Genomic DNA, 17,124 nt, shown 5'->3' with positions numbered 1-17,124 from the left:
TCAAATATTTTTTACTAGTTTACTTTTGTTAAATTCGCATAACTTTCCATAAGTCTTTTCATACCTTTTCCTTTAAAATGTATTTCCAGCTTAAAATCATCGCCTTCCTGTTCCCTACGCGTGATAATTCCTTCTCCAAAAACTTTATGCCGCACCTGGTCGCCAACTTTCAGCTCCGTCTTTGAAGCTTCCGCTTTCTGTGGTGTTTTAAAACTTGCTGCATTAAAGCTTACAGAGGGGTTGAAGCCCACATTTAATGAGTCGGTCTTTTTAACCATCGTCTCAACAGATGCCTTCTCGTGAGTCTTTTCTTTATCGGCACCAAACGCAAACAGCTCCTCAGGAATTTCTTTGATAAATCGTGAAACTCTATTGTAAGTAGTATTTCCAAACAGTGTACGGCTGAAAGTGCTTGTCATATATAGGTTTTCTCTGGCTCTTGTAATACCCACATAACACAATCTTCTTTCCTCCTCAAGCTCCGATTCGTTGGTCATGGACCTGTAGCCCGGGAAAATGCCCTCTTCCATACCCACCAAGAAAACCACAGGAAATTCCAATCCTTTCGCACTGTGAAGAGTCATAAGAGCAACATATTCACTATTCTCATCCATCGTATCAACATCCGACACCAAGGATACATGAGCAAGAAATTCCGTTAGGCTCTTTTCTTCACTTTCACTTTCAAATTCCATTGCAACGGACAACAACTCTTTGATATTCTCTATTCTGCCTTGAGCCTCTAAAGTATTCTCCTCCTCATATGCCTTTAAAATACCTGTCCTTTCAAGGACTTCCTCAATCATTTCCGATGCGGTCATTACCATACTCTGAGCCCTCAGACTGTTTATCAGAGAAACAAACTTCTCAAGCTTTGCCGATGCCCTGACAAGTTCGGGAATTTCCGCTGCCGACGAAATTATTGAGAAAATGCTGACTCCTCTTTCATTTGCCAGTCTCTCGGCTGTATCTAACGTTGTATTTCCTATTCCCCTTTTGCTCGTTTATTATTCGCTTCAAGCTTATATTGTCCGCAGGGTTCTGAATAACACGAAGATAAGCGATAACATCCTTTATTTCTTTTCTGTCATAAAACTTAAGTCCCCCAAATATCTTGTAGCTTATACCTTCCTTCATGAGCATATCCTCAACAACACGGGACATAGCATTTATACGATAGAGTATAGCAAAGTCCTTATACGACCTATTTTGCTCCCTGCAAAGCCTCTTTATCTCGCTTGCAACAAAATATGCCTCCTCATGTTCATTCAAGCACTCAAGATATTTAATGGCATCTCCCTCTTTATTATTAGTCCAAAGTCTTTTACTTTTCCTTCCCAAGTTGTTCTTGATAACATGATTGGCTGCGTCAAGAATAGTCTGGGTTGAACGGTAGTTTTGCTCAAGCTTTATAACTTTTGCATCCTTAAACTCCTTTTCGAAGTCCAGAATATTTCTTATATTGGCACCTCTCCAACCGTAGATAGACTGGTCATCATCTCCAACAACACATAGATTTCTGTAGCCTTGTGCCAAAAGGCTGACAAGGGAATATTGGGCGGTGTTGGTATCCTGATACTCGTCCACCAAAATATATCTGAATTTTCTCTGATAGTAATTCAGTACCTCGGGATTATCCAAAAAAAGCCTTATTGTCAGCATTATAATATCGTCAAAGTCCAGTGCATTATTCTGCTTCAGCTTCTTTTGATAAAGCTCGTAAACCCGGGCGATTTTTTCCATCCTGAAATCTCCGGAATACATTTTTAGATAAATGTCCGGAGTAATAAGCTCATCCTTGGCCCTCCCAATCATTTCTAATATTGATTTTGGAGGATAGTTCTTCTCATTGAGATTGAGCTCCTTTAGGCAATCCTTTACAACGTTTTGCTGATCCGTATAGTCAAATATTACAAAATTTTTATCATAATCTATTTTCTCAATATCCCTTCTTAGTATCCTGACGCACATGGAATGAAAAGTACTTACCCATATGCTGTCGCTAACATCTTCAACAAGCCGGTCTATTCTTTCTCTCATTTCTTTTGCAGCCTTATTGGTAAAAGTTATTGCCAGGATGCTTGCAGGGTGTACATTTTTTTCTCTAATCAGGTAAGCAATCCTGTGGGTAAGCACCTTTGTTTTTCCGCTTCCTGCACCCGCAAGAACAAGCAAAGGCCCGTCAACGTGAAGTACTGCTTCCTTTTGCTCTTTATTCAAATCCTTTAATAAATCCATATATCGTCCTCTCCAATAAAAAACCAATTTAAATGCCGAGACATAACTCGGCATTTTTAATTATAGTAGAAAATCCATTATATATCAAACATATATTTTATCCCTCGAGTTTTTTAATTAGAACTCCGGTTCAATCAGGCCATAATTCCCATCTTTTCTCCTGTATACAACGTTTGCTTCATTGGTTTCTGCATTGGAAAACATAAAGAATTGATGTCCCAAAAGATTCATTTGTAAAACAGCTTCTTCAACCGTCATAGGCTTTATAGCAAATTTCTTTGTTCTAACAATTTCATATTTCGGCTCTTCGTCAACATCGTCGTCAAGTTTAATGTTTTCAAATCTCAAGCTGCCATCGTGGACTTTCTTTTCAAGTCTGGTCTTGTTTCTTCTTATCTGTCTTTCGAGACTGTCTATAACCTTGTCGATAGAAGCATACATATCTTGACTATCTTCTTCAGCTCTCAAAAATCCTCCTTCGAAGGGTATTGTTACTTCCACTATATGTCTGTTCTTTTGTACGCTCAAGGTAATTTGTGCCTCAGCATCACGACGGAAGTACTTGTCCAGTTTTCCAACTTTTTTAATAGCCGTTTCCTTTAAAGCTTCAGTTACGACAATGTTTTTTCCGATAACTTTGAATTTCATATATGCATACAGCCCCTTTCCGTCAATAACAAGTATTGTACATTTCATTTTCTACAATACCTGTCTTCCTATTATTAATAATTTTACCCTTAAAATTTTCTTCGAAACACGACTTATCTGAAAAATGAAAAAACATCCACCCCCATTTATTGAAATTAACAAATACAAAGAAGTCCATAAGTCGTGTTTATCCACACCCTCCAGGCACTTTCGGGTAAAAATATTAATATTAATATTAATTCGACGCTAAGTAAAATATTCCTTCAATATAATTATAACCAAGGAAAATGATTTTTTGCAATCTAATAGTGAAGATTGGATTTTTCCACACAAATTCCTCCTTCTTCGGAACCTTCGAACCGATAAAGGAAGCTGTATTCATATCATTTTCCACAATTATCTCACATTTCCCCCACAAAACAAGTGTTTTGTGCACATAAATCCTGTGGATAATGTGGACAATTCTGTGAATAACTCATATAGGCTCATTTTACCTGTGGATAAACCTGTTCTTATTTTTAGAAATCCCTGTGTTTTATGTTAACGCGATTTCTATTATCATATTTATCAGATTAAAAAACCTATGATGGGAAATACCTTTAAATATTGCTTCTGGAGGATTATATTTCCAATAACAAAGGATATGAAATTTAACTTTCGCCAGATTTGGAAGTGCAATCCATTATTATGTAACGTCGGTAAACCAGCGTTTTTTGCTTTATTCATCAAAATCCGGTTTCAAGATTCTTGATTTTTTGTTGAAATTGCATATTGTTTATATTCGCAGAATTTGTGATAATTAAACTGTGCAAAGGAGAGAAAATTCTAGGGTGTGATGTATAACACTGAAAAGTATACATCATCAGATTTACAACATAATATATATTTAACCAATGCAATTACCATTGAGCAATCAATTTAAAATCAACGCACCAATCCATATGCTAAATCGTTTTGCCAACCCCCACAAATCGACGCTCCAATTTGACACCCGTCAAACGGCACTAAAACATAGCCAGCATTACACCCTTTTCTATAATATATACAATAGAAATATCAAAAAACATACAATAAAGCTTACTAAGAAATCGGAACGCGAGTTTCGATTTTTTTCTTTTTATTATGAAAAAAGGAGTCGTGATAAAAATCATGACTCCTTTTCTACTTTAATTAATTAAGCCTCTTTCAAACGTTTTTCAAGAGCATCCAATTGCGCCTGCAATTCTTTCGGAAGCTTTTCGCCATATGAAGCATAATGCTCTCTTATTGACTTAACTTCCTCAAGCCACTGCTCTTTGTCAACTCTCAAGAGTTCTTCCATATCCTCTTTGCTTACGTCAAGTCCGTTTGTATCAATAGCATCAACTGTAGGCATATATCCTATAGGTGTCTCTACTGCTTTACCCTTACCGGATACTCTTTCAACAATCCACTTGAGAACACGGCTGTTTTCACCGTATCCTGGCCACAACCATTTTCCTTCACTGTCCTTGCGGAACCAGTTTACATAGAATATCTTCGGAAGCTTGCTTGCGTCAGTCTTAGTACCCATATTCAGCCAGTGTTGGAGATAATCATTTACGTTATAGCCTATGAACGGCAACATAGCAAATGGGTCACGACGTACCTGTCCGATTTTGTTTGAAATTGCAGCAGCTGTAATTTCAGAACCCATGATTGAACCCATAAATACACCATGGTTCCAGTCAAAGCTTTCATGAACCAACGGAATAGTATTTGGACGACGTCCACCGATAAGAATAGCGGAAATCGGCACGCCTTTCGGGTCTTCCCACTCAGGAGCAATTACAGGGCACTGGCTTGCAGGAGCTGTAAAACGTCCGTTTGGATGTGCTGCCGAGTCTCAGAACCCGGAGCCCAGTCATTGCCTTTCCAATCTATGAGATGGGCTGGCGGTTCTACTCCCATTCCTTCCCACCAAACATCGCCATCGTCAGTTAATGCAACGTTTGTAAAGATTGTATTCTTTTTGATTGTATGCATTGCGTTCGGATTTGAATCCATGGATGTACCGGAGCAACACCAAAGAATCCTGCTTCAGGGTTGATAGCATATAAACGTCCATCTTCTCCAAACTTCATCCATGCAATGTCGTCACCGATTGTCTCAACTTTCCATCCCGGAATTGTAGGAATAAGCATAGCCAGGTTTGTCTTTCCGCATGCGCTTGGGAAAGCACCGGTAACATATGTCTTATTTCCTTCAGGGTCAGTAATACGGAGAATGAGCATGTGCTCAGCGAGCCAGCCTTCATCACGCGCCAAAACAGATGCGATACGAAGTGCGAAGCATTTCTTTCCTAAAAGCGCATTTCCGCCATATCCGGAACCGTAAGACCATATAGTTCTTTCTTCCGGGAAATGGCTTATGTATTTCTTTTCGATTGGTGCGCACGGCCAACCGTTATCCTTTTCGCCCTCTTTTAACGGAGCACCAACTGAGTGGAGGCACGGTACAAATTCTCCGTCTTCACCAAGCTGGTCTAATACAGCTTTACCTATGCGTGTCATGATACGCATATTAACAACAACATAAGGGCTGTCGCTCAATTCAACACCTATTTTGGAAATAGGTGAACCGATAGGTCCCATGGAGAAAGGAATAACGTACATTGTTCTTCCCTTCATGCAACCCTTGTACAACTCTTTCATAGTTGATTTAAGCTCGTTTGGATCTATCCAGTTGTTGGTAGGTCCTGCATCTTCCTTAGTTTTAGATGCAATAAAAGTCCTGTCCTCAACACGAGCAACATCGGACGGATGGCTGCGGAAAAGATAACATCCCGGACGCTTTTCAGGATTTAATGGCGTAGCCAACCCCGAATCTACCAATAGCTTTAACAGGCGTTCATTTTCTTCCTCCGAACCATCGCACCAATAAATTTCATCAGGCTGACATATATCAGCCATTTCTTTTACCCAATCCAGCAATTTCTTGTTTGATGTCATTAGAAATTCTCCTTCCAACTAAAATATTATTTTTATTTATGTTTTGCATTTTTGCAGCATATGTGAACCGAAATAGAATTTCGGCAACTTAAACGCTATATGGAATTAGTTAATTTTTTCACTAACATACTAACACAAAACCATTAAAATATCAACAAGTCTTTTGGCTTTTTATGCAGGTTTTAATCAAGTATTGTCTTTACTGCTTCAAACTTAGCAAAGATAACATTTTTCTATTTTTGATACCTTTTTAAGTATAGTTCGCCATACATTCATATATATTGAAAGTATTATATTCAATAATTATTTTTATACCTCTGTTTTTGTGATAGAATAACATTGTAAAAATATTGACAGAGTTCTTGACATCGATGAGAATGTAAAGATATCCGACACATTCTTTAGTTTTTCAGCATATATGTACATTTTAGGTTGATTTAGCTTCGAATATTTTATAAAATTATAGTAGGATTGGTATTGCTGTGTTAATTGATTGTAAATTTTCGCCAGGGGGGATTATTATCGAAAAATAAACTTTATACGGCAACATGTTTCTACTTAATTATAATTACGGCATTATAATTATATCTTTTATTTTTGCATCTTTAGTCCGGTCATCAATTTTCAATAATATATTGAATAAATTATTTTATGGGGGGAAGATATTTTTATGAAAAAAGCAAAAGGAATTTTCTCGCTGTTTGTTGCTTTGATGGTTTTGGCTGTTTTTTGTTTTTCACAGAATACAGCTTCAACAGTAACCGCTGTCGACAGCAACAACGACGACTGGTTGCATTGTAAGGGCAACAAAATTTACGACATGTATGGAAACGAAGTCTGGTTGACGGGTGCCAACTGGTTTGGTTTTAACTGCAGTGAAAACTGCTTTCACGGTGCCTGGTATGATGTTAAGACTATTCTGACCAGCGTTGCAGACAGAGGTATAAACTTTTTAAGAATACCGATTTCTACAGAGCTTCTGTACAGCTGGATGATCGGGAAGCCGAACCCGGTTTCCAGCGTAACTGCCAGCAACAATCCTCCATATCATGTGGTCAATCCTGACTTTTACGATCCTGAAACTGACGATGTAAAAAACAGTATGGAAATCTTCGATATCATTATGGGATACTGCAAAGAACTTGGAATCAAAGTAATGATCGATATACATAGCCCTGATGCCAACAACTCCGGACACAACTATGAACTGTGGTACGGAAAGGAAACAAGCACTTGTGGTGTGGTTACTACAAAGATGTGGATAGACACTTTGGTTTGGCTGGCCGACAAGTACAAAAACGATGACACTATATTGGCGTTTGACTTGAAAAACGAGCCTCACGGAAAACGCGGATATATGGCTGAAGTACCTAAATTACTTGCAAAATGGGATAACTCTACAGACGAAAACAACTGGAAGTACGCTGCCGAAACTTGTGCAAAAGCTATTTTGGAAGTAAACCCTAAAGTGCTGATAGTAATTGAAGGTGTCGAACAGTATCCTAAAACCGAAAAAGGCTATACTTATGACACACCGGATATCTGGGGAGCAACGGGAGATGCTTCTCCATGGTACGGTGCATGGTGGGGCGGAAATTTAAGAGGCGTTAAGGACTATCCTATTGATTTAGGTCCTTTAAACAGCCAAATTGTATACTCTCCTCATGACTACGGTCCTTCGGTATACGCTCAAACATGGTTTGATAAAGATTTCACAACTCAGACCTTGTTGGATGACTATTGGTACGACACTTGGGCATATATCAACGATCAGGGAATTGCTCCACTTTTAATCGGTGAGTGGGGAGCCATATGGATGGCGGCAAAAACCAAAAATGGATGACATTGTTGAGAGATTACATGGTTGAAAACCGCATACACCATACATTCTGGTGTATAAATCCAAACTCCGGTGATACCGGCGGATTGGTCGGAAACGACTGGTCAACTTGGGACGAGGAAAAATACGGTTTGTTAAAGCCTGCATTATGGCAGACAAAGGACGGTAAGTTTATCGGTCTTGACCACAAAATTCCTCTCGGTTCAAACGGAATTTCATTGGGCGAGTATTACGGAACACCGCAGGTTTCGGATCCACCGGCAACACCGACACCAACAAAGCCTATTAACTCACCAACTCCTGAAGTATCGCCTACTCCTGCATTTATTTATGGTGATATCAATGACGACGGTAAGATAAATTCATCAGACCTTACTGCGTTAAGGAGAATAATAGTAAAATCGCCTCCTGAAAATGCAAACATGGACGCTGCAGATGTAAATGCGGACGGCAAAGTAAATTCAACAGACTATTCTATCCTAAAAAGATATTTGCTTAGGTCAATTACTGAACTTCCATATAACTAATAGTCCGATATCATAAACAATAAAAGCTGGGGACATCGAGTCCCTTCGCTTTTGCCTCTTTCATTTCATTACAAGAGGCCGAATAAAATCAAAAGGTTGGCTGCCAAATAAACGGCAGTCAACCTTTTTTATATCATACACTATTCTAGTTTTCCTCCATTCCCGTGTAAATCAGGATGGCGTCCCTTAAAAACTTGGCAGTTCCCGGTTGCTCTTTGTCATAATACGCAGTAAATCTCTCGTCCTCAACATACATTTTGGCAAGTCCGGCATGGGCTTCCTTGCTGTAGCTTCCCCAAAAATAGCATAGCCATTGGCGATGCAGGTCTGCAGCTTTTTGAGCAAGCTCCCCTGCGGGATTGCCCGTTGCAAAGGCTTGCTTTAATGTCTCATTGAGCTCAAGCGAAAGTTTTTCCAACTCTTCATACTGCTCTTTCGTCATGCCTTTAATCTTCTTATAGGATTCATTGACCTGTTCATCTCCGTATTTAGCTCTGATTTCTTCACCGTAATTCTTCTCGTTCTCGTCAATCATCCTTTGCTTGAAACCTTCAAACTTTTCCTTATCAGTCATTTCAGCTCTCCTTTCCGCAGCTAGAATAGTTTTATTCACATTTGCAATCAATAAATCCAACTGCTCTTTTTTTGGAGGAGCCTTTCGCGATGTTCTTTCAGTGCAGTAAGCGGGTCAAAGGAAGGTGATGTAATAATATCCTTGATACAGTCAAGACTCACGCCCAATTCCCTGTAAAACAGTATTTGCTGCAGAGTGTCGACTTCTTTCTGACCGTATATCCTGTAGCCCGATGAATTTATTCTTGCCGGCTTGAGAATACCCAATTCATCATAATACCTTAGGGTACGGGCACTGACCCCAGCCAGAGATGCAAGCTTTTGCACTGTGTACTCCATGCTTTCACCTCCTCACAAGAATACTTTACACCTTTACGCTACGTTAATGTCAATAGTTTTTTATGCCCTGCACACCTTGATTTTTTCAATCCTCTTTTCACTTACTTCTTCCACTTTGAATACAAGTCCATTGAATTCAATTTGCGGTTTTTCATCACAATTCGGAATTCTACCCAACTGGCTTATAACAAAACCGCTCAATGTGTCATATTCATCTTCCGGCAGCTCTGCGTCCACCCATTCGTTTAGGACATCAAGACCCGCAGAACCGTTAAATATATAAGTACTCTCATCCAATTTTTCAAAATCTTTTTCTTCTTCATCGTATTCGTCAAATATATTACCCACAATTTCCTCTACCAGGTCTTCTATAGTGGCAATTCCCGCTGTTCCGCCGTATTCGTCAACAATAACTGCCATATGGACTTTGTTTTTCTGCAACTCGCTAAAAAGCTCGTCTGCCTTCTTTGACCAAGGAACATTATAAGGCTTTCTGATAATTTCTCTCAAATCAAAGTTTTTAGTATTATTCTCACTGCCTATATATTTTATCAAATCCTTAACATGCAGGATTCCGACAATATTATCTATGCTTTCATCATATACCGGTATCCTGGTATATTTTTCTTCAATAAACAAAGACATAACATCATCAAGGCTTGCATCGACAGGAAGGGCTATAATATCAGTCCTATGAGTCATAATATCCATAACCGTCTTATTGTCAAAATCGAAAATATTATTGATCATTTCCCTTTCATTTTCCTGTATCGCACCTTTTTCCTCTCCCACATCCACCATCATTCGAATCTCTTCTTCGGTAACCTCTTCCTCATCTGCATTAGGGTCAATGCCAAAAAGTCTTACCACCAGGTTTGTTGAAGCATTAAGAAGCCTTACAACAGGGTAAGTAATAACCGAAAGGTAATAGAGCGGTTTAGCAGCAAACATGGATATGGCTTCTTCTTCCTTCATCGCAAGTCTTTTAGGAACCAATTCACCTATTACAAGGGAAAAATACGACAAAATCACAGATATGAAAATCATGGATAAAGTCTTAAGTATAGCATCCGGAACAGGAACACCCATCTGTTTTACAAGACCTGCCAATCTATCGGAAAAGCTCTCGGATGCAAAAGCACTCGACAGTGTACCGCCAAGCGTTATGCCGATTTGAATGGTGGCCAAAAACCTGCCCGGCTCTGATAAGAGTTTTCTTAATATTGCAATCTTTTTCTTGTTGTTTTCATTGCCCATCATTCTGAGCTTGTTGTCATTTAAAGATATCAGTGCAATCTCCGAAGCTGCAAAGAATCCATTCAGCACTATAAGCAGTACTAAAACCAGAATTTCAATAAACAATCAAAATCATCCTCCACAATATTTATAATAAAATAAGATAAAAAAGAGCATAATAACCCCCTCTACGGATTTACTATAGCCCTCTTATATTTATCGATTCTTATATTATTCATTTTTACACTACCCTCTGATTTTAATAACAACCATAGTGCCTTGCTACTTTGTAAATCCGCCGGATAGTCATCCATTATATTATCACCTCATCAAAATCATCAAAATAAAGTTTCGATATTAAATTAAATTTACTATTTTCCTTGATAAATGTCAAGCCGACAGAACCTGCGGAAAACCGTTCCAATTGACACAGCTCTTTATTTCGTCTCAATTTGGACAAATTTTTCACCTGACTGAATGCAAATAATTCCACATTCCAAATAATCGTTAACAACAAGTATAAGTATATCTCTCTATTCCATAGGGTATTTTAGTCCCCATTCTTTCCTAAGCGCATCCAGCATTTTCATTATTTCCAGACTCTCGTCCAAAGGCATAATGTCACTTTCCAACTTTCCTTCCTTAAGGCATTTATTCACTTCCTGGGCCTGATAGTTCAATCCGTTGGATGCAAAAGGAATCCTCACCGTTTTTTCTTCCTGTCCGTGTAATTTAATAGAAAACTGGGTTGGACGTGAGAAATAGGGAATTTTTATATATCCTTCGGTACCGCAAATTACAGCATCATGGGGTATGTCAATACTAAATGAAGAGGACATCATCGCCACTTTCCCATACCCGTATTCAAACATATAGGCTGCATGCTCATCAACCTTTGAACTGTCTATATATCCAAAGGTTTTTATACTTAAAGGAGACTTTTTAAACACCATTCTTGAAAAAGAAACAGGATACACTCCTAAATCCAGCAACGCACCTCCTGCAAGGTTGGGGTCAAAGTAGTACTTATGTGCATTCCGTCCCTTTGCTCTAAATCCGAAATCAGCTCTCAACAATCCGATATCTCCTACTATATTTTCCGAAAGCAAGCGGTTTAGTTCTACTATGCACGGCAAAAATCTTGTCCACATTGCCTCCATTAAAAAAACTTTATTCTGTCTTGCCGCTTTGATTAAATCTTCTGCCTGTTTTGAATTAACTGTGAAAGGCTTTTCACACAAAACAGGCTTTTTATTTTCCAGACAAAGAAGGACATGTTCATGGTGATAGTTGTGCGTTGTTGCTACATATATGACATCAACAGATTCATCTTTTACGAGATCGAGATAATTTTCATAATAACATTGTACATTATAAGCTTTCGCAAATTCGTTAGCTTTCCCCGGAGTTCTTGAAGCAACAGCTGCCAATTCCGCATCTGCCACATGCTGTAAACTTTCTGCAAAAGTTTTTGCAATTCTCCCACAGCCTAATATTCCCCATCTTATTTTCTTTTCCATAAATTACTTCCTGCTTTCTATATTTTTTATACTTTTTCTAACAGTTTTTATATTGAAACAATTTATTTTGAAAACACTTTTTATCTTGCTTTGAAAGTGCATTTGACCACTATTTTAAGGCTTTAATATGACTTTAATTGAATTTTAAACAAGTATATGAAATTTGTCAACGTTGTCAACGCAACCCAAATCTCCTAACATCGTATATTTTTAGGCTTCATGCCTCTTATCGCTAACTTTTTATTGACTTAATTTTTATTTTGTATTATCATATTTTAAAGTATGGTAATAAGGTACCATTTGGTATCATTGGCTCAGTTTACTGAGCACTTTATATTTTTTTGTAATTTTAATATACGGATAAAAAACAACAAGTATGTTAAGAATAAAATGGATTTTATGGTGTTGTTACACTAGGAGGAATGTAATAAATGCATTGGTCGGATGAAATTGCAAACAAGCTGATAAGCTTACACCCTGATAAAGATGAGTTTGTACTTGCTGCAGGGACAAGCCCTTCAGGTACAGTTCATATAGGTAATTTCAGGGATGCTGTTACTGTATATTTTGTTGCAAAGGCTCTAAGAAAGCAGGGAAAGAAGGCAGTTTTGCTTTTGTCTTGGGATGATTACGATCGTTTCAGAAAAGTACCCAAGAACCTTCCCCAAGACAAAATCGAAGAATATGAAAACTATATCGGTATGCCCTATTCTGCAGTGCCAGATCCTTTCGGTTGTCATGCTTCCTATGCAGAGCACTATGAAAAAGAATATGAAGAATCCCTTAAAAAGATTGGTCTTAATTTCGATATAATCAGGTATCAGACCAAGGAATATATGAGCGGAAGGTATAAAGACGGGATAATAACAGCACTTAAAAAAAGAAAAGAAATATATGATATAATGCAAGAATTCAAAACCCAGGAATATTCCGCCGAGGAAAGGGAGAATTTCTATCCTCTTTCCATCTACTGCGACAAATGCGGAAAAGACACCACGAAAATCACCGAATTGTCGGAAGATTGCAATGTTGTAGGCTATAGCTGCAAATGCGGAAATGTTTCTACAGTAAATATTTCCGAGCAGGGCAATTGCAAGCTTCCGTGGAAAGTTGACTGGCCCATGAGATGGATGTATGAAGGTGTCGACTTTGAGCCCGGCGGAAAAGATCACGCATCGCCTCAGGGAAGCTATCAAGTATCCAGGGTAATTGCAAAAAAGATTTATAATATTGACGAACCGCTGTTCCAAGGCTATGAGTTCATTGGAATAAAAGGTTTGACAGGAAAAATGTCCGGTTCTTCAGGACTAAATATAAATCTCGAAGAACTGCTGAAAATATATCCGCCGGAAATCATCTGGTGGCTTTATGCCAAGAAAACTCCAAACGAGGCTTTTGATATAAGCCTTGGCGATGATGTACCCAGGATTTACGGTGAATTTGACAGAGTTTATGAGAATTATTACAATAATTCCGAAAATTTAGATGAAATCACCAAGAGTACACTGGATATTATATTGGACGATACTCCTAAAAAGGTTAATCCTCCTTTTAGTATACTCTTAACTCTATACTCAATTTCCAACGGGAAAATTGAGATGATAGAAGAAATGTTTACAAAGATCGGCATGAGCTTTAAAGCCGAAGAACTAACCGAAAGACTCGAGAAAGTATCCTACTGGCTGCAAAAGTATGCACCGAACATGCTGATGAAATTAAATACATCACCGGATTTTGAATATTTCGAAGCTCTGGATGATGAAGTAAAAGGCTGGGTTAAAGCTTTTTGTGATGTAATTAAAATAAAGATGGATTCCGAGGAATTGACTACTCGGCTCTATGCTATCCCCAAAAAGGAAACCGCTGATGTTAAGGAAAATAAGAAAAATCAGTTATTGTTCTTTAAAACCATGTATCGACTATTAATTGGGGAAGACAAAGGACCAATGCTCTCAACATTGATTCTGGCCGTAGGTGCCGAAAATATTCTGCCCATTGTTGAGCCTTTGGTGACAGGCAGCACAAATAATTGATTGTAAGAATTGCAGAATCCTTGAAACACTTCATAATACGGTGTTTCAAGGATTTTTTACTGTTTTCAAAGGAGCCATAGATTCCTTCTACGTTTATTTCAAACCCAACGGCACCAATCTTCCGGAACTTTCACCTACACCAACTCCTGTTCCAACTCCGCCCCCTTCACTGCAAATAGTTGGTGATTTAGACGGATACGGAAAGGTAATGAATTTAAAAGACTGCTATCGCGAAATCGCCATAAGAAAAAGGGGTTTTATGCCCCTTTTTTATTGTGAATCTTTCCATAACGGCATTTCTACAGTTACTTTGAACAAGTCCCCATCTATCTGTATATCAAACTTCCCTCTCTGCAAGGCGGTCAAGCTTTGGGCAATAGACAGGCCAAGCCCCGACCCTTCCGTCGTTCTTGCCTCGTCGCCCCTTACAAATCTTTCCGTCAATCGTTCTGCCGGTATATTTAATGGAACAGCAGATATGTTTTTTATGATAAGAACTCCGTCAGTTTGATTTTTCGTTATATTGATATAAACCCTCGAACCTCGCAGCGAGTATTTCAAAACATTAGACATAAGGTTTTCTATTATTCTCCACATATGCCTTCCGTCTGCCCGCACAAAAATATTATTATCTTCCGAGCTGATTCGTATATCAAGCCCTGCTTTTTCCATTTTCTCTTGATATTCTCCCTGTGCCTGTAACACCAGCTCATGAAGATCCACTTTTTCAAAATTGACTGACAGATTCCCGCTGGATGCCTTGCTTGCTTCCACCAAATCTTCAATGAGTACCCTAAGCCTTGCGGACTTCTCTTCAAGAATACCGATGTATTCCTTTGCTTTTTTGCTTTCCACATCTTCTCTTTTCAGCAAGTCCACATAATTTATTATAGAAGTAAGCGGCGTCTTTAAATCATGGGATACATTGGTTATCAGCTCCGTCTTCATGCGTTCTCCCTTTATCGCTTCTTCAACCGCATTTTTCAATCCCCCCCGGATGTTGCAAATGTTCTCGGCGAAAGCGGCAAACACAGGGGACATTTTATCAGGGTTCATTTCATAATCGAGGTTGCCCTGGGATATCTGCTTGGTCCCTTCCATAATTGTTGAAAGGGATCTTAACGCACTCGAAGTAGAAACAAAGGCCAATACGTTTATAAGTACCAGCGAGAAGCCTATAATTATTATTACATGACGGTAGTAGTTATTTACAATTGCTCCAACAATTATTGCAGACAAAACACCGTTTACAGCCACATAAACAGGAAGCAAGAGTAATATCCAAGCTCTAAAAATTCTGCCGTTAAAGCAATCTTTAATAAAAGCTCTAATTTTTCTTAAAATAATTATAAAGAGAATGTTGTCTGACAATTTACCTCTCTTTGTCCGCCGGGTCAGAGATAATGAATAGGACAACCAGGTTATAAACGCCAGACTCAATACAACTATGAAAACCAATATACTTTTCGGCTCATTATAATAGTAGTCATCCAAGGTTTTCACAAAAACAAATGCGCATACACCAGTCAAAATTGCCGCTCCCAATGTGTGTATATCCAAATACACTTTATCAATAATTGGCACAGGTTTTTTTTCTTCTTTTTGCTCCTGCCAAATACCTTTCCAAGTACCGCTGAAAATGTACGCCAAGCACCCTATCAGCAATATAGAACATGCTATCAATGAGATTATCACAAATATCATCCAGGATTTAACTCTGGTATATCGAATATAATCATCGTAAAATTCATCTCCGGATTTCAATGGCTCTATAACCGCAGCATAAACTTCATAGTTCGTTCCTCTCATTATTTCCATTATATGATCGGCCCTATACAGATGCTGATTATACACGTTTCTGTTGTTTATATATACATACGTCCGCTGTTTCTTTAAAAATTCAATTGGTTCGTCATCTATTACATTTGTGATGACTTCGCCTGTTTGTGTGTCTTTAATATAATAGCCGAAGTTTAATATGTTGGAAATGGTTTGTGTTGCATTATAGAGCTTAATGCCTTCTTCGGTAATCATATACCAATCGATTTCATTATCCATAATATTCTCTTCACTTTTTACATCTTTCAGCCAAATATAATAATCCACAACGCTTGCAACATGGCTGCTAAAATTGGATATATACTTGGGATAACTGTAATAGTTATCGCATGTAACAATCTGTTCATTTTTTATTAGAAAACCCCAGCTTCCGCAGACAACTAGAAAACTCAGCCATGCAAGAAAAAAAGCAAGCCTTTTTGCCATGTTCGAACGTTTAATACCTTTCCATTTTATATCCAATGCCCCACACCACCTTTAAGTATTTTGGTTCTTTGGGATTTATTTCTATCTTTTCCCTTATGCGCCGAATATGAACGGCAACAGTGTTTTCCGACGAATAGGCAGGTTCATTCCATACATTTTCATATATTTGATCTATCGAAAACACTTTGCCCGCATTTTTCATAAGAAACAGCACAATACCGTATTCCGTCGCCGTCAGCTTCACCAATTCTCCGTCAACCCTCAACTCTTTTGTTTCAGTATCAAGCTCCAATCCTCCGTTTTTCAACACCCCGCTTTTTCGCTCCGCGCCTCCGAGCCGAGTATATCTCCGAAGCTGAGACTTTACTCTTGCCATAAGCTCCAATGGATTGAACGGCTTTGTCACATAATCGTCCGCACCGAAGTTAAGTCCTATGATCTTGTCCGTATCCTCAGATTTTGCAGACAGAATTATTATTGGGATATTCAGTTCTTCCCGGATTTTTATAGTTGCAGACAGGCCATCCAATTCCGGCATCATCACATCCATTATAACCAGATGAATTTTTTCTTCCTCCAAGGTTTTCAACGCCTGCTTTCCCGTATATGCTTTAACAACATCGTAGCCCTCCTGTTTTAAGTAAATTTCCAGCGCATCCACTATACCTTGTCATCATCGCATACCAGAATACTGAATTTCTCCATATGTACCGGCCCCCATTACTTTTTCATACATCTTATATCACCTGCCTTTTTTATTTATAGCATAGCAGGCAAACCTTACAAAATCTTTCATAAATTCATTAAAATTTTCTTAAGATTAAACTATTTTTTAAAAAACATCAAGCATAAACTATAATGTATAATCCATAAGTACACATAAAAACGGGCAGCTACACGGCCACCCGTTTTATTTTGTAAATATCAAAATTTTTA

5 protein-coding genes and 5 pseudogenes are annotated in these 17,124 nt (G+C 38.3%); 2 read left to right on the top strand and 8 right to left on the bottom strand.

Features of this window, described 5'->3' with window-relative positions; translation table 11 throughout:
- Positions 1-14 precede the first annotated feature (14 nt).
- From pcrA to JCM21531_RS06120, 3 genes and pseudogenes are all read right to left on the bottom strand, one after another.
- Positions 15-2,238 (bottom strand): annotated as a pseudogene (pcrA, locus tag JCM21531_RS06130) (DNA helicase PcrA).
- A 117-nt stretch (positions 2,239-2,355) separates the two neighbouring features.
- Entirely contained in the window at positions 2,356-2,886 is a 531-nt protein-coding gene (gene hpf, locus JCM21531_RS06125; protein WP_038288377.1) for a ribosome hibernation-promoting factor, HPF/YfiA family, read from the bottom strand.
- 1,174 nt (positions 2,887-4,060) lie between these two features.
- A pseudogene (locus tag JCM21531_RS06120) lies at positions 4,061-5,855 on the bottom strand (phosphoenolpyruvate carboxykinase (GTP)).
- 670 nt (positions 5,856-6,525) lie between these two features.
- Here JCM21531_RS06120 and JCM21531_RS06115 point away from each other — a divergent pair.
- Positions 6,526-8,222 (top strand): annotated as a pseudogene (locus tag JCM21531_RS06115) (cellulase family glycosylhydrolase).
- A gap of 145 nt (positions 8,223-8,367) precedes the next feature.
- Here the strand turns inward: JCM21531_RS06115 and JCM21531_RS20915 are convergent.
- The 3 genes and pseudogenes from JCM21531_RS20915 to JCM21531_RS06095 form a co-directional block, all read right to left on the bottom strand.
- Positions 8,368-9,134 (bottom strand): annotated as a pseudogene (locus JCM21531_RS20915) (MerR family transcriptional regulator).
- A 60-nt stretch (positions 9,135-9,194) separates the two neighbouring features.
- The gene (locus tag JCM21531_RS06105) at positions 9,195-10,496 is read right to left on the bottom strand and encodes a hemolysin family protein (protein WP_038288334.1); all 1,302 of its coding nucleotides are present in this window, start codon (positions 10,494-10,496) and stop codon (positions 9,195-9,197) included.
- Between the two features lie 407 nt (positions 10,497-10,903).
- Positions 10,904-11,890 (bottom strand): Gfo/Idh/MocA family protein, encoded by a 987-nt coding sequence (locus JCM21531_RS06095; protein WP_038288328.1) that lies wholly within the window; start codon positions 11,888-11,890, stop codon positions 10,904-10,906.
- 431 nt (positions 11,891-12,321) lie between these two features.
- On the opposite strand from JCM21531_RS06095, the gene lysS reads away from it, so the two are divergent.
- Entirely contained in the window at positions 12,322-13,923 is a 1,602-nt protein-coding gene (gene lysS, locus JCM21531_RS06090; RefSeq protein ID WP_038288326.1) for a lysine--tRNA ligase, read from the top strand.
- Between the two features lie 270 nt (positions 13,924-14,193).
- On the opposite strand, the gene JCM21531_RS06085 is transcribed toward lysS, so the two are convergent.
- Together JCM21531_RS06085 and JCM21531_RS06080 are read right to left on the bottom strand one after the other, a co-directional pair.
- Positions 14,194-16,224 (bottom strand): sensor histidine kinase, encoded by a 2,031-nt coding sequence (locus JCM21531_RS06085; RefSeq protein ID WP_038288323.1) that lies wholly within the window; start codon positions 16,222-16,224, stop codon positions 14,194-14,196.
- Positions 16,199-16,893: pseudogene (locus JCM21531_RS06080) on the bottom strand (response regulator transcription factor). The gene JCM21531_RS06085 and the pseudogene JCM21531_RS06080 overlap by 26 nt, the downstream one beginning before the upstream one ends.
- Positions 16,894-17,124: the final 231 nt, after the last annotated feature.

The organism is Acetivibrio straminisolvens JCM 21531 (assembly GCF_000521465.1).
Lineage (GTDB): Bacteria > Bacillota > Clostridia > Acetivibrionales > Acetivibrionaceae > Hungateiclostridium > Hungateiclostridium straminisolvens.
The sequence above is the reverse complement of the archived record's forward strand: the minus strand, read 5'-3'. Positions and strand labels throughout refer to the sequence as shown.

What these genes read in the sequence shown, in the direction of transcription:
- hpf (WP_038288377.1), bottom strand. Translation starts at nt 2,886, where the DNA reads ATGAAATTCAAAGTTATCGGAAAAAACATTGTCGTAACTGAAGCTTTA.
- JCM21531_RS06095 (WP_038288328.1), bottom strand. Translation starts at nt 11,890, where the DNA reads ATGGAAAAGAAAATAAGATGGGGAATATTAGGCTGTGGGAGAATTGCA.
- lysS (WP_038288326.1), top strand. Translation starts at nt 12,322, where the DNA reads ATGCATTGGTCGGATGAAATTGCAAACAAGCTGATAAGCTTACACCCT.